Source organism: Hyphomonas sp. ske169 (assembly GCF_056850855.1).
Genome location: NZ_CP096146.1, coordinates 1,094,814 through 1,113,950, shown reverse-complemented (window position 1 = coordinate 1,113,950; position 19,137 = coordinate 1,094,814). Strand labels below are relative to the sequence as shown.

At 53.9% G+C, this 19,137-nt stretch carries 16 protein-coding genes; 12 read left to right on the top strand and 4 right to left on the bottom strand.

Annotated elements, in window-relative coordinates; translation table 11 throughout:
* Nucleotides 1–24 precede the first annotated feature (24 nt).
* Complete coding sequence (locus tag MY069_RS05340) at nt 25–1,440, top strand: ADP-ribosylglycohydrolase family protein (RefSeq protein WP_482796034.1); 1,416 nt, start codon at nt 25–27, stop codon at nt 1,438–1,440.
* Nucleotides 1,440–2,732 carry an MGH1-like glycoside hydrolase domain-containing protein gene (locus MY069_RS05335; protein ID WP_482796033.1) on the top strand — a complete coding sequence of 431 codons (1,293 nt, stop codon included), beginning with the start codon at nt 1,440–1,442 and terminating at the stop codon, nt 2,730–2,732. The genes MY069_RS05340 and MY069_RS05335 overlap by 1 nt, the downstream gene beginning before the upstream one ends.
* Nucleotides 2,733–2,770: 38 nt before the next feature.
* Here the strand turns inward: MY069_RS05335 and MY069_RS05330 are convergent, their stop codons facing one another.
* Nucleotides 2,771–3,340, bottom strand: coding sequence for a hypothetical protein (locus MY069_RS05330; RefSeq protein WP_482796032.1), 570 nt, complete (start codon nt 3,338–3,340; stop codon nt 2,771–2,773).
* Nucleotides 3,330–3,848, bottom strand: coding sequence for a hypothetical protein (locus MY069_RS05325; RefSeq protein WP_482796031.1), 519 nt, complete (start codon nt 3,846–3,848; stop codon nt 3,330–3,332). Before MY069_RS05325 ends, MY069_RS05330 begins: the two co-directional genes overlap by 11 nt.
* Before the next feature lie 74 nt (nt 3,849–3,922).
* On the opposite strand from MY069_RS05325, the gene MY069_RS05320 reads away from it, so the two are divergent.
* Nucleotides 3,923–4,531, top strand: coding sequence for a TetR/AcrR family transcriptional regulator (locus tag MY069_RS05320; RefSeq protein WP_482796030.1), 609 nt, complete (start codon nt 3,923–3,925; stop codon nt 4,529–4,531).
* Between the two features lie 494 nt (nt 4,532–5,025).
* Here MY069_RS05320 and gcvA read toward each other — a convergent pair whose 3' ends face one another.
* Nucleotides 5,026–5,982, bottom strand: a complete 957-nt coding sequence (gene gcvA / locus MY069_RS05315) for a transcriptional regulator GcvA (RefSeq protein WP_482796029.1) — start codon at nt 5,980–5,982, stop codon at nt 5,026–5,028.
* Nucleotides 5,983–6,067: 85 nt separating this feature from the next.
* On the opposite strand from gcvA, the gene MY069_RS05310 reads away from it, so the two are divergent.
* From MY069_RS05310 to MY069_RS05300, 3 genes are all read left to right on the top strand, one after another.
* Entirely contained in the window at nt 6,068–7,717 is a 1,650-nt protein-coding gene (locus tag MY069_RS05310) for a tetratricopeptide repeat-containing sulfotransferase family protein (RefSeq protein ID WP_482796028.1), read from the top strand.
* 279 nt (nt 7,718–7,996) lie between these two features.
* Nucleotides 7,997–10,303, top strand: coding sequence for a TonB-dependent receptor (locus MY069_RS05305; RefSeq protein ID WP_482796027.1), 2,307 nt, complete (start codon nt 7,997–7,999; stop codon nt 10,301–10,303).
* A 141-nt stretch (nt 10,304–10,444) separates the two neighbouring features.
* Nucleotides 10,445–10,897 (top strand): DUF3237 domain-containing protein, encoded by a 453-nt coding sequence (locus MY069_RS05300; protein ID WP_482796026.1) that lies wholly within the window; start codon nt 10,445–10,447, stop codon nt 10,895–10,897.
* 224 nt (nt 10,898–11,121) lie between these two features.
* On the opposite strand, the gene MY069_RS05295 is transcribed toward MY069_RS05300, so the two are convergent.
* Nucleotides 11,122–12,300: a DUF418 domain-containing protein gene (locus MY069_RS05295; protein WP_482796025.1), complete on the bottom strand. Its 1,179-nt coding sequence runs from the start codon at nt 12,298–12,300 to the stop codon at nt 11,122–11,124.
* A 551-nt stretch (nt 12,301–12,851) separates the two neighbouring features.
* On the opposite strand from MY069_RS05295, the gene MY069_RS05290 reads away from it, so the two are divergent.
* The 6 genes from MY069_RS05290 (at nt 12,852) to MY069_RS05265 (ending at nt 19,104) form a co-directional block, all read left to right on the top strand.
* Complete coding sequence (locus MY069_RS05290) at nt 12,852–13,703, top strand: SDR family oxidoreductase (RefSeq protein ID WP_482796024.1); 852 nt, start codon at nt 12,852–12,854, stop codon at nt 13,701–13,703.
* An 11-nt stretch (nt 13,704–13,714) separates the two neighbouring features.
* Nucleotides 13,715–14,707, top strand: coding sequence for an NADPH:quinone reductase (locus MY069_RS05285; RefSeq protein WP_482796023.1), 993 nt, complete (start codon nt 13,715–13,717; stop codon nt 14,705–14,707).
* Between the two features lie 67 nt (nt 14,708–14,774).
* A complete protein-coding gene (locus tag MY069_RS05280; protein ID WP_482796022.1) occupies nt 14,775–16,247 on the top strand; it encodes a carboxylesterase/lipase family protein in 1,473 nt (490 codons plus the stop codon).
* A 36-nt stretch (nt 16,248–16,283) separates the two neighbouring features.
* Entirely contained in the window at nt 16,284–17,780 is a 1,497-nt protein-coding gene (locus MY069_RS05275) for a BCCT family transporter (RefSeq protein WP_482796021.1), read from the top strand.
* A complete protein-coding gene (locus tag MY069_RS05270) occupies nt 17,777–18,475 on the top strand; it encodes a CoA transferase subunit A (RefSeq protein ID WP_482796020.1) in 699 nt (232 codons plus the stop codon). The genes MY069_RS05275 and MY069_RS05270 overlap by 4 nt, the downstream gene beginning before the upstream one ends.
* A complete protein-coding gene (locus MY069_RS05265) occupies nt 18,475–19,104 on the top strand; it encodes a CoA transferase subunit B (protein WP_482796019.1) in 630 nt (209 codons plus the stop codon). Before MY069_RS05270 ends, MY069_RS05265 begins: the two co-directional genes overlap by 1 nt.
* The last annotated feature ends 33 nt before the right edge of the window (nt 19,105–19,137 follow it).

The following is a 19,137-nucleotide window of genomic DNA, read 5'->3' as shown; positions in this document are numbered from 1 at the left end:
GAGAAAATCAGGAGCAGTCCGAACATGCGATACAGAAGTGACGCAATGGTGTTCCCATCTCTTAGAGCTTATATCTTTGTGGCGCTGAGTCTTTGCGTTTCCAATTGTATGTCCACGCCAGCTCAAGCCAAAGACACGCTTACCGAGCAGCCAAGCCAAGTAAAATCTTTGGCCGAACCAATCACTATCGATCGCGAGCAATACGCGGATCGCCTGCATGGATTCTGGCTGGGCCAGTCGATCGGCAACTGGACTGGACTGGTCACAGAAATGGATAAGATCGGCGGGGAAGGGGCGCCTGGCGAGTTCTACACGCGCGAAGATTGGCGCGGCCCCGACCAACCGGCGATCTGGAGTGATAGTCCGAGCGATCTATCACCGACCATCGATTTTGTGCTGCGCGGGCCGGACGAAGTTTGGGGCGCCGACGATGACACTGATATTGAGTATATCTACCAATCGGCGCTGCACGCTCATAAAACGAGTATGCTGACACCCGAACAAATTCGATCCGCCTGGATTGCGCATATTTATGACGAAACCGAGCCGACACCTTATGGGCCAGACGAGGATCGGTTCCAGAACTACTTGTGGGTCTCCAACCAACGCGCGCACGAGCTCATGCTCGCTGGTATGGCGCCTCCCGAAACCAGCGATCCGAAGAACAACCCGCATTGGGATATGATCGACGCGCAGCTGACGACTGAAATTTTCGGACTCTACGCGCCAGGGCGGCCCGACATAGCCTTGCAGATGGCGCATCTTCCGATCCGAACATCTGCGCGCGGCGACGCCGCTCTGGCCGCAGAGTTTTATGTCATCTTGCACGCGCTCGCTCCTACAGCCCCAGATGACCGCCCGCTGAAGGAAAGCCTGCAATCAATGGCATCCGCGGCGCGTACGCATTTGCCGAAAGGATCGTACACGGCTGCGATGTACGACTTTGTGAGAGAACAATATGAGTCCGGCGTGCCTTGGGAGACGGCTCGGGACAGACTCTATAAGCGCTACCAGGTGCAACAAGCAGACGGCTATGATGTCACCTCACGCGATTTGTATTGCAATGGCTGTTTCGCCTCTGGGATCAATTTCGGAGCCAGCCTGATCAGCCTGTTCTATGGCGAGGGCGACATCAAAGAAACGATCAAGATCGCGGCTCTGTGTGGCTGGGACTCCGACAACCCAGCGGCGACATGGGGCGGACTGCTCGGCTTTATGATCGGGAAAGGCGGAATCGAGGAAGCATTTGAGCAGGGCTTCTCGAGCCGGTTCAACATTCACCGGACGCGCAAAGGTTTTCCCAATGATGGCCTGGATGATTTCGACAGCATGTCACGCGTTGGCATCGAGATAACGGATCGCGCGGTTACGGAGCTCATCGATGGGCGTGTGAGTGAGACGACTTGGATCATTCCAGCTTTGAGTCCGGGAGAAGAGTAATGCCCAATCGTCGGCAATTCGTGACAGGCGCAGCCGCGCTCCCGTTTCTTGGCGCGTGCGCCTCAGCATCCCGGTCTCGTGTTTCACCCGCCATGCAACGCGAGATGTACGATCGCGCTTTGCAGATCGCGGAAACCAAAATTCGCGGCGGTATCGATCACCCAGTATACAAAAAGCCGTTTGTCGATGCGGCGTTCAGTGAGAGTATTTTCCTCTGGGATACATGCTTCATCGCTAGCTACGCAAAGTATCATCAGGACCGACTGCCGATCGGCCAAGCCCTGGACAATTTCTACGACCGGCAAGCGCCAGACGGTTACATTTGCCGCGAGTATACGGGCGCAGGTGAACCGTTCTGGCCGAAGGATCATCCGGTCGCCATCAATCCACCTCTGCTCGCCTTCGCAGAGTTGGAGCTCCATAGCGTTTCAGGTGATCGAACGCGGCTAGAAAAGAACTATGCCAAGCTCGTTCAGTTTCACGACTTTATTCGGGGGACTCTGCGGCAGTCGGACGGGCTCTATATCAGTGATGCGTTTGGCTCGGGCATGGACAATGTTCCGCGCTATCCCGATGGGTGGGAAGATGATGGGCAAGGCATTGCGCTCACCAATCTTCACCCTGAAATCTTCGTCTATGACGGGCTCAGTCCGAAGTGGAACCGACAAGGGCGAAGCGTCGATATGTCGGCTCAGATGGTCCTTTTCGCGAATGATTTGGCCAAGATCGCGCGGCTGATCGGGAGGGAAGAGGACGTGTCCGAGTGGCAGGCGATTGCGACCGAGACGGCAGATGCGATCAATGAGAAGTGCTGGAACGAGAGCGATGGTTTCTACTACGACCTTGGCTATGACCAGCAAATCCCGCGCGCTCATATTGGCGCGTACTGGATGCTGCTTGCCGACGCCGTTCCGCAGGAGAGACTTCCGAAATTTTTGAACGCGTTGAACGATCCAGCCAAGTTCAGCCGAAAGCTTCCGACCGCAACGATGCCTGGTGATTCCGACTTGTTTCAATCAGAAGGCGGGTATTGGCGCGGCAGTGTATGGGCACCGACCAGTTATATGGTGATCCGCGGACTTGAGGCAGTAGGCCGGCCCGATATGGCGCGGTCCATGGCGCTTCGGCTTTATGACGCGGTCGCCGAGGTTTATCTCGCGACGGGCACGTTTTGGGAGAATTATGCGCCCGACGCATTCGCGCCTGGTAATGAGTCACGCCCTGACTTTTGTGGCTGGAGCGCAATCTTCCCGATCACGCTGTGGCATGAGTATGTCGACCAGCGAACCTGATCAGTCGCGGGGCACGCTTTAATACGCAGGCACAGCCCTCAATGATCTTTTTTTTTGGCTGTTTTCCCCCTTCGGATGAAGGCAACGATCGGCAGAACGGGTAATGCGATTGCCCAGCCAGGAATCATGAGCTGCTTTGACAAAGTGATGAAATTGTTCGCGCCCGCCACTATCGGTGAAACTTCGGGGTACTGAAAGAGCATGGTCCACAGACCGATATTCTCTGCCAAATCGAGGACTCCAAACAAAACGGCTGGAGCCGAGGCGAACACCACCCAGCTACTCTGACGAAAAGCCAATGGTGCCCAAAGGGCGCAACAGAAACCTACGCAAAGCGGCCAAACAGTATCGAACAGTGTGGTTCTCGCATAAAATCCCCGTCCTTCTGCTCCAAGCGTTTCGAAATACTCGAGGACATCGGCGTGAGTGTATCCTACCGCATATCGTACATCGAGATGCGGCGCGCCAGCGCCATAAATCTCAAGAGGTCTGATGAATTGAAAATACATCACAATCAGAACAATCGTGACAATTAACATCGACATCGCGCGGGGCCACGAGGTGATCTTTCTTTGATATCGTGCGATACAATCTATTCTATCGAGCATCGATAAACCTCCGGGTAACGGCGTAAACGAGGGCCGCGGCAGTCAGCAAAAGCGCTACCCTCTTGCTGATACTCAACGTACTTGCGACCGACACCCACTTCGCGGAGACGTCTGGGTGGGTCGACGTGAACATGAAGAGAAAGCCATTCTCAAGGTAGTCCAACGCTCCAGCTGCGTAAGGGATGTAAATGGGCCACTTTGTGTTTCGTTTCTGAAGCAATGCGGAGAGTGCAGATGCGAATAACGTCGAGTAAATTATGGGATTAATCAGATCCAGAAGTTGAATATTCCGGTAAGCTTTGAAGCCGGCATCTCCGTAACTGGCGAACATAGTGCGCACCGTCTCCACGGAATACCCGAACTCGAAATCCAATATTCCAGTCCCGCCGCTCACTCGAGCTATTTCGCTCAGGTTCCAGGCAATCCCGGCAAATACTGCAATCTGCACGATCAACAGTCCGATCAAGAACCTGGGTTGGGACGTGTGACTGATAATGCGTTGAATCATATCGGCATGCCTCTTGAGCACAAAACTGACACATGTGTCGAGATTTATCAACACAATTGTCGTATATCGTTTGTATGAGTAAGACCAAAGACCCCCGCCGAGAGATGGATGCTATTACGCAGAACATCGTTCGAAGTCGCAAAGGGCTCCGGGCGCGCGAGGCAATCCTGGATGCCGCCTTCCGGTTGATTGCGAAGGGAGGACTAGGAACCCTGAACGTCAGCCGGATTGCGTCGGAAGCTGGAATTGGGAGGGCTTCTTTTTACAACTATTTTGACCACGTTGACGATGTAGCCCTCGAATTGTTTCGTCGAACCCAGATGCAAATGGAAGAAATGCTGGAGAGTATTCACCAGCAACACGAAAGGGGCGCGAAGCGGCTTCAATTGTGCTTGGACGAAATTCAAACCCGCCTTTCCAGCGATATCAACTTCCAGAAAGTATGTAGCGAATTGATGTCTGTGTCGGAGGCGGCTCGTGCTGAGTTCAGTGATGCTGTTCGTCCCGAACTTGAGGCGATGGTCGAAAGCGGAACGAGTCACCTGCAAAATGATGAGATAGACGCATTTCTTGATTTGATCAGAACGGCTCTCTTCGCCCCAAACTCAAGTCCGTCGTCTCGGAAAGGCAAGGTGGAACTCTTGCTGAGATTGTGCGGTGCTTCGAGGCTAGTTGATGGTTGAGATGCCTACTCATCACGTTTAAATCCAAATATGAACCCATTGAAACTTGCTGCGTTATAGGAGGCGGGTCAAACACCGCCATCGAAGATGTCCACTAGTCGATCGGACTTCCCTTCATTGCCCTTCCTCTCCGAGTGCATCGCAGAATGGCTTCATGAAATCCTCTGACGCCGCTACCGTATCGCTCAAGTCAGCGATCAGGTGGCGGCGTAAGGGATGCCGAGAAATGCTGCGATACCGTCGTCATTTGTAGTGCCTTCCAGACGTTCGTTGCCGACCTCCACCACAGGTCTGGCGGGCTCGATGGGAAGCATCGCGCAAGATACGAGAGTGCACGTGATCGCGAACAGACCCAATCGGCGCAGTAAGTGTGTCCGCATCATAATCGACCTCCCTCTTTTTCCGCCTCTGCGTACGGTTGATCTCACTCTCCCTCATCGACAGTACCCTGATGAATCGCAAACGATAAATGATTGCCCTTGCATGAATCCTGCTCACGTGCCGGACGGCGCGAGCATTGTATCGTCTATGAGCGGTGCGAGATGCGGATCTTCTGCGATCTCCGCTTTCAGCCAGTCGGTGAACAGTCGAACTTTCCGTTGACCTGATCGTTCCTTTGGGCAGGTCAGGAACCAGTGACCGATTGTGCGAACCTGATTTTCTGGAAAGAGATCGACGAGATGACCAGCCTCAATGTCCTCTGCCACGTAAGGCTGCATTGCGAGCGAAACACCCAGACCGCGCGCGGCCGTTTTCAGAGCATGATCATAACTGTCGAAACGCAGGCCCGCATCAGGATCAATTCCCCTGATATCATTGGCTTCGAGCCAGACAGCCCAGTCGTTGGCGGAAGGATATACCTGGAGAATTGGGTGCAGGGCGAGATCAGCGGGCCGTGCCAGTGGAGCTCCCTTCTTCCTCGCTGTCTCCAGATATTTCGGGCTACACACCACCATCATCCGGGGCGAGAATAGATAGTCGTAATGTAGAGCGTCCTGTTTGCGCTGGCCGATCATGACGGACAAATCGACACCATGCTCGCTGAAATCTGCGTCGATTTGTGATGTATTGAGACGCACTCGTAAATGCGGGCAGGCGCTCTGAAAGGCTTGAAGCCTTGGCATCAACCAACGCACAGCAAATGTGGAGTACATCTGGATGGTGAGGACGTTTTCAACCTCAGGACTTAGAAGCCGACGGGTCGCAGCGTCGATCCGGTCGAATGAATCGCGAACAACAGGATAGTACATCGCGCCGACCTCACTGAGCTCAACCGCTCGTGCCGTTCGAATAAACAGTTCTATGCCCAGACTGGCCTCAAGGTGTTTGATCTGATGCGAAATTGCTGATTGCGAGACTGCCAGCTCCTCGGCGGCGTCACGAAAAGACACATGGCGGGCAGCTGCCTCAAAGGCGCGCAGAGCAGTCAAGGGCGGAAGGCGTCGCTTCATAACCGCAATGAAGCATGAATAATATTCATCGACCAGATAGTATTATGATTTTGCCATCTGCGCTCAATTATCGGAGGAAGAAGGAATGTCCGATCGCGACTCAAACGGAATGGAATCTGTCGGTGCTCAGAAGGCCGAGCGGGACGCGCTCCGCGCTGCAGGCTCGCCGGAACTGCTTGAGGCTGCCGAGCACATGCTCGCTGGCGCGTTCGGAAAAGCTGAGCCGTTGTGTCGGCAGGTCCTCAGCCGAAATCCTCTGGATGTTAACGCGATGCGCTTGCTGGCCGAGATCGGACTAGAGGTAGGACGGCTCGAAGATGCCGAGGCTCTGCTCGAACGCGCGCTCGAACTTGCACCGGACTTCCATCTTGCGCGGGCGAGCTATGCGAATGTGCTCGCAAGACGGGGCAAGTTCGAGTCTGCGCTCACTGAACTCGATTTGCTACTAGCAAATGACCCCGACCATCCCGGCCATCTGGTACTCAAAGCCAACACACTTGTTAGGATCGGAGAACACGAAAAGGCAATAGCCCTGTACCAGCGCGTTCTCGGCCAAGGCGGATCCACTCCCGGAATTCAGATGAGTCTGGGCCACAGCCTCAAGACGATCGGCGATCAGGACGGTGCTATCCATGCTTACAACGCTGCGCGTGCAGCAAAAGAAGATCTCGGAGACGCCTGGTGGAGCCTAGCTAATCTAAAAACATTCAGGTTTTCGAACGAAGACATCGACACTATGGTCGAGGTGGCATCGCGTGAAGGCATAACGCGGGATGATTATCTTCACATCGCCTTCGCTCTCGGAAAGGCTCTCGAAGATCTCGGCAGATATGAGGAGTCCTTCAAGTGGTATCGGCGTGGCAACGCCATCCGTCGGCGGCTGGTTGGCTATAACGCAGATGAGAATGCAGCGGATATGCAGCGCATTGCCGACTATTTCTGCGTCCGTCGTATAGAAGACAGGAAAGACGCCGGACATCATGATCCCGCTCCGATCTTCATCGTCGGACTGCCACGCGCCGGCTCAACCCTTCTGGAGCAGATTCTGGCAAGCCACAGCATGGTGGAGGGCACTCAAGAGCTCGCGGACATTATCTCGATTGCACGGCGCATCGCTGGAAAGAAACGGGCAACAGATCCATCTAGATATCCCGGCGCGATCTCAGATCTTTCGGACAAAGACCTGACGGCGCTGGGCGAGGAGTACATAGAGCGCACCCGGATTTACAGGCAGGGCGCGCCGCATTTCATCGACAAGATGCCCAACAATTTCGCGCATATCGGACTGATCCGCCTCATTCTGCCTCGCGCAAAGATCATCGATGCAAGGCGCCATCCTATGGCTTGCTGCTTCAGTGGCTATAAGCAACTCTTCGCCAAGGGACAGAACTTCACTTATAGCCTTAGTGACATTGGTCGATACTACGCAGACTATGTTGGCCTGATGCAGCACTGGCATCGAGTCATGCCCGGGCATGTCCTGCATGTACAATATGAAGACGTGGTTCGCGATATTGAAGTTCAGGTTCACAGGATACTGGACTATTGCGGTCTGCCCTTCGAAGAAGGCTGCCTTCGTTTCTTTGAGAACCGGCGAGCCGTTCGCACCGCGAGTTCAGAACAGGTTCGCCAACCGATATACACATCTGGGCTGAACCAATGGGAGAATTTCGCCCCATGGCTGGAACCGTTGAAGGCGGCGCTCGGCGACAGACTCGCGGATGCTAAGACATAATTTTGTTCAGCCTGCCTATGTCTCTTAGATTGACAAAGATCATTGTTTTTATGGATTATTTTCTGAATAAACTCCGATCACCAGCCTGGGGCGCATGATTTTTTTTCAACCAATCATGATTATTCGTCTTTTGTCGCAAGAGCCAGACTGAGCTAGCGATTGATGCAGCGTGAAACGCCGCTGACAACTTGGCGGAGAAAAAAGCGCGACAAATTGCACATAAGGTCAGCCAAAAGAGCCTGGACCACAAGGCCCTGCTGATGAGGGAGGATAATCAGAATGGATAACGCAATGATCTCGAGGCGCACGCGTCTTCTCGGGCAGGCCTCTGTCCTGGCATTTGCAGGATTGCTCGCTGGCTTTCCCGCAATGGCGCAGATCGAGACCGCAGATGACAGCTCGGATATGAAGCTCCAGACTGTCACGGTGACCGCGCAAAAGAGGACTGAGAACCTGCAGGACGTTCCTGCCAGCCTTCAAGTTCTCGGCGGTTCGGAACTCGATGCTCAGGGCGTCAGCAATTTCGAAGACTATGTCGCTCTCTTACCGAGTGTATCTTTCGCAGGACAAGGGCCTGGGAACAGTCAGGTCTTTATGCGGGGCATTTCCTCCGGCGGAGACGGCAACAAGTCTGGTTCGAGTCCAAGCGTTGCAGTCTATCTTGATGATCAGCCCGTGACTTCGATCGGGCGTGTTCTGGACGTCCACATGTACGACATAGCTCGAGTCGAAGCTGTTGCCGGTCCTCAAGGCACGCTGTACGGCGCAGGGTCTCAGGCTGGCACGCTCCGCATCATCACCAACGCACCAAACAGTGATGGTTTCGAGGCAGGCTACGATCTCTCGGTCGGCACAACAGAAGACGGAAGTGAGAGCTACTCGGCTGAGGGCTTTGTCAATGTTCCCTTCTCAGATCGCGCTGCTCTGCGTCTCGTCGGGTGGACCTCCCGCGACGGCGGCTATATCGACAATGTCCCGGCCATGACAGCCTTCACGTTTGGTGGAATCACGGTCGATAATGCTCCTTTTGTTGAAGAAGACTTCAATACAGAAGACAATTACGGCGCGCGCGCTGCCCTCAGGATTGATCTGAACGAAAATTGGACAGCTACCGCCAAGGTCATGCGGCAAAGCCAGAAAACTAATGGTGTCTGGGACCACGATCCAGATGATATTGGTGACCTCGAAGTCGCCCGCTTCTTCGAAGACCGTGGCAAGGACGAATTCACTCAGGCAGGCGTCACAGTTGAAGGTGAGGTTGGCGGTTTGCAGCTCACCTATGCCGGATCCTATCTTGATCGCGAGGTTGAATATGACGTCGATTACTCTGCCTACGCTGAATACTCAGCCTATATCCCCTATTATACGTGCTACAGCTCCGGAACGCTGGACGCGGCAACATGTACGGATCCTCGCATCCAGTATGACAGTGATGACACCTATGAAACCATGACGCATGAATTGCGTGTTCAGAACGACGAAACCAACCGTTTCCGCTTCATAACAGGCCTGTTCTACCAGCAGGCTGAACATGATTACCTTAATATCTGGCACATCCCCTCGATTCCTGCTGATCGCAGCGTGAATGCCAACCCGCTGCTCAGCGGCTATCCTAATGATGCGTACTTCATCACCGACCAAGTTCGCACCGAAACGGAAACGGCGCTGTTTGGCGAGGTGTCTTTCGATTTCACGGACCGGCTAACCGGCACGCTCGGGGCGCGCTTCTTCGAGACAGAGAGCGATCTGGTGGGGGCGGTTGGAACTCTCTTTTCAGGCAGCCCACTGATCGATCTCTCTTCAGGGGAAAGCGGAGAGGTGTTCAAGGCGAATCTTAGCTACAACTTCACGCCTGACGTGTTGTTCTATGTAACGGTTTCGGAAGGGTTCCGCCCGGGCGGCAACAACAGGGCCTCGACCTCCAACATCCCGGCTGTTTATCAATCGGACCTCATCACCAATTACGAAGTCGGATGGAAATCCACTTTCTGGGATGGGCGAGCGCGTTGGAATGGCTCCGTGTTTCATATGGACTGGGAAGACATCCAGATTACGCGGTTTGATCCGGCTGAATCCTTTCTGGGTCTAACAGCCAATGTCGGCGCCGCCCAATCGCGTGGCATCGAGACAGACTTTTCTATCCTTCTGACTGAAGGATTTCAGGTGAATGGTGCTGCTTCGTGGATTGATGCCGAGCTGACGGAAGATTATGTGCGCAATCTCTCGACCGGAAATGTGGACGCTCCCACCGGTACCGAACTGCCAGATATCCCACGGTTTAAACTTGCCCTGACAGGTCGCTATGACTTCGAGCTGGCAGGTGTCGACGCGTTTGCGCAGGGCAGCTATCGTTTCGTCGGCGAACGCTATAATGACCTGTTCGTCGCGGCGCGTCAGGAACAGGATGCCTACTCGGTCGTCAACTTGTCTGCGGGTTTTGACCGGGAGACGTGGGGAGCAAGCCTGTATGTCACCAATGTCACCAATGAGCGCGCTGAACTAAATCGCAATGCCGCGACTTTTGATGAGCGAATAACAACCAACAGGCCGCGAACGGTTGGAGTGAACCTGTATCAACGGTTTTGATGAGTCTCCAGGCCCGTCAAGGACATGAGCGCCTTGGCGGGCCGTTTTGCACTTGAACGTACCGCAGCAGCTCATGAGACAGTCGAGGCTGCGCCTGAGATAGGCAATAGTGTGATTATGGTCTGAGGTTTCGAACATCTTATGCAACTCGTTCCCCTCATGAGGTTTCGCAATTCCCTGGCGCAGGTACAGGATATTGGCCAAACACCCTATGGTCGACGTATCACCTACATCACTGGTGAAGGCCGGTTCGAAGGCCCAAAACTGCGCGGTCGTATCCTGCCCGGCGGTGGGGACTGGCTCCTGAAAGGCGAAGATGGACTTTCCAGACTGGACGTCCGCAAAACCTTCGAAACTGAGGATTCTGCGCTCATCCATGTCACCTATACGGGACTATATCGCTTCAACGAAACGGTGACCGCACGACTCGAATCGGGACAGGCAAGCGATTTTGGTGACACCCTATTCGTCACGCAGGTGCAATTTGATACAGGCGATCGCCGCTACGCTTGGCTCAACGAAACGCTCGCCGTCGGACAAGGTCGAGAAACCTGTGACGGGGTTGAGTACCGTGTCTCCGCGATAATTGTTTGAGATATTCGTTGCGACCCGGTGTTTAATCTAGAGAACGGTTGAACCTGACCGGCTTGGCTGCTCTGCGGTTCGGTACTGCTGAGTAATGAGATCAGTCGAACGCGCGTTCAGCTGAGACGCGAGGCCTCGTTGTCCTCCCAATTTTCGTCAGAGCCGATCCCAACTCGAACTATGGGTCAGTTTTTCTGGTGCAGACCAAATTCCAGTTCGAATCCACATGCAAACTATTTTACACGGATAGGAAGATTGGGATTGAACTGGGTTGCAGCGCGCCAGATCCACTCCAGTGGACCATACTGAAAAAAGCGGAACCATAGATTTGCACCAGCGACTTGAATCGCGAAGCCAATCACCGCGATAAGTGCCATTTGCATCGCGGTAACATCATCCCAGAGCCCGAAGCCAAAATTGTAGAGAATCGGGACAAAAACTATCGATTGACCAATGTATAAAGTCAGGCTCATTCGACCAGCATTAGCGAGCGCAGAGAGCAATCTGCCGCGAAGCAAATACCAGACCTCAAAAAAAATCGCAGTTTGCACAATCATGAATATCAAATTGATCCACCCCGCAACCAGGTTGGACGCGTAAAAATTGGTGCCCCAATATGCGTTTGAGGGGAACAAGGAGACCAGCGCATCCTGGCTGCTATATAGAGCTATCGTGGCGCCGCCACCGACGATTATTATTACCCATCTGTAGAACTGAAATTTGTCTAGCTCGGTGAAAAATCGCGCCCGAGAAAGCATGTGACCGAGCAAAAACAGTCCCATGATCTGAGCCACGCGGCCGGATTCCAGCATGAAGATCCATTTAGACAGATTCCCGGATCCCAGATTAGCTTGAATGGACTCGCCAAGCTCCCCCCGCATGTAGGCCGCCATGGAGCTATCATTTGATGCTGACATTAGAGCTAAAACGCCATCCTGAAAGTGATAAGACTGCACGAGGCGAACGATGAGCGGCACATTGACCAGTAATCCTGTCGCCAGAACGCCAAGCACCCAGCCATTCTTCCGTTGATCGATCGGCAATAAAAGCAGTCCGGCTATGCCGAGGAGAACTAGAATGTCTCCTCGGTAAATCGCGGTGTGGAGGAGCCCGATTAGGATGAGCAGTGCCAGTCGCCACGCATACCGCGCAACAAATGATTCTCCGCGTGCGATTGCGCGCTCGGAGATGATAAAATGGCTTATACCAAAGCTTAGCGCGAACATGGCGAAAGCTTTTCCGGCGAACAGAAGAAACACGGTATCGAATACGGCTGTTGGTTTAGGGTCGAACCAGTGAAGTTCAAACAATTCAACACAATGAACAATAAATAACCCAAACACGGCGTATGAGCGATAGGCATCAATTTGCGTTATTCGATGGGTCGAATTTGTTGTCGAGGATGAGATCATTCAGCAACTGGTTCCTGGAAATGATTGCGCTGTCAAATCCGGTAACACAGAATGCGCCGGAAGTGTCAATGAAAATTGAAGGTGGAGTTTTCGCTGGCCGAGTGAGCATGTCGTGGGGAGGCGCAACGCGGCGGGACCCGACGCTTCAAGCTTCAAATGAACGTTTGCGCACCGGCTTAATCGCCGAGCCAGGAGGACTGCAGGCGAGAGCATGCTCCGCTAAAAGATTGACGGTGAAGGTTGAATAAAATTCAACTCAAGACGAAGATTTTAAATTCGTTTCTGATCGCACTCTGAGGTATCGTTTGGCAAGTTCATCGGAATACCTCGTTCGTGGAAGGACCAGAAACTATGATCGCCGCGCCTCAATTGAGTTCTTCTTGTGCTTCGCATGCTATGCACTGCAGGGTGTTACCGCGGAACAAGCGAGAGCTGATTGGATACAAGCCTAGAGCTCGTTTTGTGAATTCGGTTTTCTTTCAGCGCGTAACGCGTCCATTCGAACTTGGAACCCGCGTGCGAGATCGTCAGTTTGTCTCTCGGAACGACTTATGGCTGGATTAACAGGGGCGATCATGGACGGTTCACAAGCTTTCGAGCGGCCAGATAATCAACGCGGTGGGTCGGAAGAGTCGCTTGGCATTGCAATTGTGACTGGCGCAGCGTCGGGAATTGGCGAAGCGGTCGCACGCAAGTTGGCCTCAGAAAAATGGACGGTTCATATTTGCGACATCGACGCGAACGCTTTGAAGCGATTTTCTGATCGTCACCCGAACATTGATACTTCTGTTGCCAGCGTATCCAACCCCGCCGATGTTCAAAGCGTGGTCCAAGAGGTGCTGCAAAAGCATGGACGGATAGATGCCTTGATCAACAATGCGGGAATTTCCGGCATGACCGCTCCCGTCGAAGAATTCGATATCGAAGACTGGCGGCGCACAATCGACATTAATGTGAACGGTAGTTTCTATTTTGTCCGTGAAGTGGTGCCAGCCATGAAAGCGGCTGGAAAAGGCGCGATTATCAATATCGCCTCGACCGCCGCTTTGTTTGGCTATCCCCAACGCTCAGCATACGCCGCAGCAAAATGGGCGATCCTGGGATTTACCAAGACCCTCGCGATGGAACTTGGTCCCTTCGGAATTCGTGCAAATGCGATCTGCCCAGGCTCGGTCGAAGGACCGCGCATAGATGGCGTGATTGAGCGGGACGCAGCAAAACGCGGAGTCAACCCTGAGGACGTACGCCGCGTTTACGAAGGACAAGTGTCTATGCGCAAATTTGTAAGCGCTGAAGATATCGCAAACATGTGCGCCTTTCTGGCATCCGGCCAGTCTCGCTTCGTGTCTGGGCAGGTAATTGCTGTCGATGGACACACTGAATCTCTTTCCTTCCCCTTTTAGTGAGAACAAATATGAAAGCCATTTGGTTTGAAGAGTTCGGCCCCGCTGCCGATGTGCTGAATATTGGTGACCAACCGAAACCCGATATTGGGTCCGGAGAAGTTTTGGTCCGACTGAAGACCAGCGGCCCAAACCCGTCTGACGTCAAAAAGCGAAACGCGTCTTTTCCCAATCTCTTAGATGGCGGGCACGTTATTCCGCACAGCGATGGCGCAGGTATCATCGAAGCTGTCGGCGAGGGTGTGTCGAGTGACCGTGTCGGTGAACGTGTTTGGGTCTACCAGGCGCAATATGGCCGGCGGTTTGGAACAGCAGCAGAATTCGTCTCCGTCCCATCAGAACGAGCGCCCAGATTGCCTGATCAAGCCAGTTTCGAAATTGGAGCCTGTCTGGGGATCCCCGTGATGACGGCGCATCGCTGCGTGTTTTCCAATGGCGATGTTAAAGGCAAAACCATCCTTGTTACGGGCGGAGCGGGCAGGGTTGGATACTATGCCGTTCAGTGGGCCGCCATGGCCGGCGCAACTGTCATTGCCACTGCGAGCAATGAAGACGACAAAGCAGCCTGTATCGACGCGGGCGCGCATCACGTCGTCAATCACCGACAAGAAACCTGGCCGACGGATGTTCTCGCTTTCACAAATGGTGAAAAAATTGACCGCGTTGTCGAAGTCGAGTTTGCCACGAATATCGAAAACGTGCTGGAGATCATTCGAATTGGTGGCACCATCGCGACATACTCGTCTGGATCAAACCTAAATCCTGTTATTCCGTTTTACCGCATGATGTTCATGGATTTGACCGTGTACATGGCCATCGTCTACGCCATGCCCGAAGATGCCAAGAGCCAAGCGATCCACGACATCAATGAAGCGCTTGCGTCGAACAAGTTGAAACATCGGATCGCAGCGACAGTTCCGTTCGAAGACTGCGCGAGGGCGCATGAACTCGTTGAGAATAGCGCGACGCGCGGGTGCGTCGTCGTCACCATCGATGGTGACTAGCGGGTTGACGAGAGAAGCTTCAATTCCGCTTTCTGTTCTGAGCTTGCTTTGCTGGTTGGCAGCGTGCATGCCAACGCTACCCGGCGGCGCTCAGGCTGATCCACATGTTGAGGTATCGCAAGGACTGTTGCGAGGGACCGAACTTGGTGAGACGGGCGGCGCATTTTTGGGTGTGCCATTTGCAGCGGCCCCGATGGGTGAACGCCGCTGGCGCTATCCCGCCCCCCAGGAACCATGGGAAGGAACGAGGGACGCAGTTGCGTTTGCGCCTGCGTGCATGCAAGGCAGCTACATGACTGATTGGTACGCCGATGTGATCGGTGATTTTGGCGGCGAACCGGAAACTGCAGCCAAGCCAGTAAGCGAGAGCGAAGATTGCTTGTACTTGAACGTCTGGTCCCCGGACCTGCAACCGGATACTCCCTTGCCGGTTATGGTCTGGATTCACGGCGGCGGATACTCAGGCGGCTGGACCTACGAACCAAATTACATTGGCGACGCTTTGTCGGAACGTGGTGTCATCGTCGTGTCGATTGCCTACCGTCTCGGTCCCTTCGGCTACCTTGGACCAGATAGCACGGGTAATTTCGGCCTGATGGACCAGGTAATGGCGTTGGAATGGGTTCAGGAGAATATCGGGTCATTTGGCGGTGACGCCAATAATGTAACCCTGTTCGGTGAGTCCGCGGGAGCGGCATCCATCGGGACTTTGATTGTTACCCCCAAAGCAGCCGGACTATTCCAAAAAGCGATTCATCAATCTGGCGGGTTTGAATTCATCGAGGCATCAACTCATCGCGATATTAGGCCAGCGTTTGAAATCCTCACGGCAGCGCTCGCGCCTCTTGATCCAGCAACTGTCAGCGCATCTGATCTATTAGAAACGAGCCAGTCAGTGCTTTCGGATCATTGGTTTACGCCGGTGGCTGATGGTGCGCTCCTACCAGATCGACCCGACAATCTCCTCGCGCGACGCGAAGTCAATGCCGTTGATTTGATGATCGGAACCAATTCAGACGAGTGGTTGATGTCGCTGGATATGTCAAATTTGGAGGAGCAAATTGCCAATTGGGGCGATCGTGCGCCCGGTGCTACCGAGATGATTTCTGCACTGGTTCAGGAAGCTGGGATCGCCGGCGCGTTGGACCGGCTCGAAACGGCCCATCAAATGAGATGTCCGGGCGCGCGATTGGCCGCCGCAATGAATGCCGCTGGAAAGCAGGTATATATGTATCGATTTTCTCGCGTGCGGGCGTCCGAAATGGGAGCCAGAATCGGGAGTTACCACGGTGCGGAGATCCCGTATGTGTTCAATACGCACGATGATTGGTTACCCACCGATGCGGTCGATACAAAATTGACCGATCTGATGATGCAGGCCTGGGTGGAGTTTGCGCGATCCGGCGATCCAGCGCGTTCACTGGATTGGCCCGAATACGGATCCTCAGGGTCGCTCATTGAGTTGGGAGATCAGATTACAGTTTCAAAACCGCTCGATCGTGCTCTTTGCGATCACTTGGGTCGCATAGAGGCTGAGTGAGAGCTCATTAAGACCTCAACAAAATAGGATGAGATCATGACAGGCAAACCAGTTGATTGGGCAACATTTTCGCTTGCCGTTGCCACCGCCCTTGGCGTTGCAATCACGTTGATCCTGTTCAGTGACAGTCTGGGGCCAACCATCGTTGCCATTTATGACTGGACGGCTTTCAATCTGGGCATTGTCTATCAGCTCGCCGCCATAGGTGCGATGGCGCTCGCCATCTATCTGATTTTCGGACCATATGGCCGTGTAAAACTCGGCGCCGAAGATGATCAACCCGATTTCTCAACCCTAAGCTGGGTTGCCATGCTGTTCACCGCCGGTGTAGGCGGCGGACTCTTGTACTGGGCCGGAATCGAGTGGGCCTATTACATTGACTCTCCGCCATTCGACGCAGAGCCACGTTCCAATGAAGCCATCCGTTGGGCAACAAGTTATGGACTGTTTCATTGGGGACTGAGTGCCTGGTGTATCTACGGAATCCCTACCATCGGTCTCGCCTACGCCTTTTACAATAAGGGCGTGCCTTATTTGCGCTTCAGCGCATCAATCCTCGGAGATAAATGCAATACGTCCATATGGGGGAAAGTGATTGACCTGAGCTTCATGATCGGACTCATCGGAGGAGCCGCGACAGCGCTCGCATTGACGGTTCCAGTTATTTCAGCCGGAACATCCGAGCTCACAGGAATCGAACGCAACGTTGCGATGGACCTGGCGGTTATCGCCGTTTGTGTGGGTCTGTTTGGAGTCACAGTTTATCTTGGGCTTGAGCGAGGGATAAAGCGGTTGGCAGATGCGAACTTGTGGCTCGCTCTGATCTTCTTGGCGTTTGTGTTGATCGCCGGACCGACAACGTTCATTTTGATGATCGGTACTGAGAGCCTGGGCCATATGCTCTCCAATACCATTTCGATGATTACCTATGCAGACCCAGTCGAAAAGACAGGTTTCGTTCAGGACTGGACAATTTTCTATTGGGCCTGGTGGTTCGCCTTTGCACCCTTTGTCGGCATCTTCGTGACGCGCATTTCGAAAGGTCGCACGATCCGCCAAGTCCTCGCAGGAATGTGCGTTTTCGGCAGTATTGGGGCTTGGGCGTTTTTCATCATCTTTGGAAATTATGCGCTTCACCTCGAACTCACGGGTGTTTTGCCCGTTGTCGACATGGTCAACACCGATGCGGCAAGCGCGATCGCATCCGTCATATCCGAGCTCCCTTTCGGATCAATCGCGTTGGCAATATTCGTTGTTGTGACCACGGTATTCGTTGCAACCACCTACAATTCCGCGAGCTACTCCCTCGCTTCAGCGGCCACAAAATCGCTTCACGCGGGTGAGGACCCTGCCCAGTGGCATCGTGTTTTCTGGGCGATCGTCCTCGGAATGATGCCGATTGGCTTGATGTTCATTGGCGGCTTGAAAGTCGTCCAGTCTGCGGTGCTTCTCTCGGGACTGCCAATCGCGATAGCCGGCGGTTTTATGGCGAAAACTCTACTATCTGATCTACGCCAAGAGGAGCAAAAATGAGTAAGGTCTTTGAGAGTGCAGGGGCTGCACTCGAAGGTGTCTTGTTTGACGGAATGTCGATTGCCGCAGGTGGATTTGGCATTTGTGGGATACCTGAAAACTCAATCGCTGCCATTCGGGACGCAGGAACAAAAGAGCTCACGATCTACTCTAACAATTGCGGTGTGGATGGATTTGGCTTGGGCGTGCTGCTCGAGACCAGGCAGATCAAAAAGATGTGCTCTTCCTATGTCGGCGAGAATGACTTGTTCATGCAGCAATATCTCTCCGGTGAGCTGGAGCTGGAATTCAACCCGCAGGGCACGCTGGCTGAGCGCATGCGTGCCGGTGGCGCCGGTATTCCCGGCTTCTATACCAAGACCGGCGTCGGTACCGTGATCGCTGAGGGCAAGGAAGTGAAGTCTTTCAAAGGCGAAGACTATATCCTGGAAGAAGGCATCTTTGCCGACCTCGCCATCGTCAAAGCCTGGAAAGCCGACACAACCGGCAATGCGATCTTCCGCAAGACCGCCCGCAACTTCAACCAGCCTGCGGCCACCTGCGGCAAGGTCTGCGTGATGGAAGTTGAGGAGATTGTTGAACCGGGCGAGCTCGACCCGGACGGCATCCACATTCCGGGGATATACGTGCATCGCCTGGTACAAGGCGCGTTTGAGAAGCGCATTGAACAACGCACAGTAAGGGAGCGCGCCTAATGCCCTGGGATAGAAACCAAATGGCGGCGCGCGCCGCGCAAGAGCTTGAAGACGGCATGTATGTGAACCTGGGCATCGGCATCCCGACCCTGGTCGCGAACCATATTCCGGACGGCATGTCGGTGACGCTGCAATCAGAGAATGGCATGCTTGGCATGGGCCCGTTCCCGTTTGAAGGCGAGGAGGATGCTGACCTGATCAATGCTGGCAAGCAGACCATCACAGAACTGCCGCACACCGCCTATTTCGACAGCGCCACCTCTTTCGGCATGATCCGCGGCGGCAAGATTGCGATGGCCATTCTCGGTGCCATGGAAGTGGCTGAGAATGGCGACCTCGCCAATTGGATGATCCCCGGCAAACTGGTCAAAGGCATGGGCGGGGCCATGGACCTTGTAGCCGGCGTTGGCCGCGTTGTGGTGATTACCGATCACAACAATAAGAAGGGCGAGGCCAAGCTTCTGAAGGAATGCACTTTGCCGCTCACCGGCAAGAATGTGGTCGATCGGATCATCACCGATCTTGGCGTTTTTGACGTCGTCGCGGGCGGTTTCAAAGTGGTCGAGTTCGCGCCAGACGTTACGCAGAAGATGGTCGCAGAACGAACGGAAGCAAGATTGGTCGAGTAGGTGGCGCCTTGTCCAAAGCCGCAAAATTGGAAG

Bases quoted from the DNA above. Each gene is read 5' to 3' on its own strand.
- MY069_RS05340 (WP_482796034.1), top strand. From the start codon at position 25: ATGCGATACAGAAGTGACGCAATGGTGTTCCCATCTCTTAGAGCTTAT.
- MY069_RS05335 (WP_482796033.1), top strand. From the start codon at position 1,440: ATGCCCAATCGTCGGCAATTCGTGACAGGCGCAGCCGCGCTCCCGTTT.
- MY069_RS05330 (WP_482796032.1), bottom strand. From the start codon at position 3,340: ATGCTCGATAGAATAGATTGTATCGCACGATATCAAAGAAAGATCACC.
- MY069_RS05325 (WP_482796031.1), bottom strand. From the start codon at position 3,848: ATGATTCAACGCATTATCAGTCACACGTCCCAACCCAGGTTCTTGATC.
- MY069_RS05320 (WP_482796030.1), top strand. From the start codon at position 3,923: ATGAGTAAGACCAAAGACCCCCGCCGAGAGATGGATGCTATTACGCAG.
- gcvA (WP_482796029.1), bottom strand. From the start codon at position 5,982: ATGAAGCGACGCCTTCCGCCCTTGACTGCTCTGCGCGCCTTTGAGGCA.
- MY069_RS05310 (WP_482796028.1), top strand. From the start codon at position 6,068: ATGTCCGATCGCGACTCAAACGGAATGGAATCTGTCGGTGCTCAGAAG.
- MY069_RS05305 (WP_482796027.1), top strand. From the start codon at position 7,997: ATGGATAACGCAATGATCTCGAGGCGCACGCGTCTTCTCGGGCAGGCC.
- MY069_RS05300 (WP_482796026.1), top strand. From the start codon at position 10,445: ATGCAACTCGTTCCCCTCATGAGGTTTCGCAATTCCCTGGCGCAGGTA.
- MY069_RS05295 (WP_482796025.1), bottom strand. From the start codon at position 12,300: ATGATCTCATCCTCGACAACAAATTCGACCCATCGAATAACGCAAATT.
- MY069_RS05290 (WP_482796024.1), top strand. From the start codon at position 12,852: ATGGCTGGATTAACAGGGGCGATCATGGACGGTTCACAAGCTTTCGAG.
- MY069_RS05285 (WP_482796023.1), top strand. From the start codon at position 13,715: ATGAAAGCCATTTGGTTTGAAGAGTTCGGCCCCGCTGCCGATGTGCTG.
- MY069_RS05280 (WP_482796022.1), top strand. From the start codon at position 14,775: ATGCCAACGCTACCCGGCGGCGCTCAGGCTGATCCACATGTTGAGGTA.
- MY069_RS05275 (WP_482796021.1), top strand. From the start codon at position 16,284: ATGACAGGCAAACCAGTTGATTGGGCAACATTTTCGCTTGCCGTTGCC.
- MY069_RS05270 (WP_482796020.1), top strand. From the start codon at position 17,777: ATGAGTAAGGTCTTTGAGAGTGCAGGGGCTGCACTCGAAGGTGTCTTG.
- MY069_RS05265 (WP_482796019.1), top strand. From the start codon at position 18,475: ATGCCCTGGGATAGAAACCAAATGGCGGCGCGCGCCGCGCAAGAGCTT.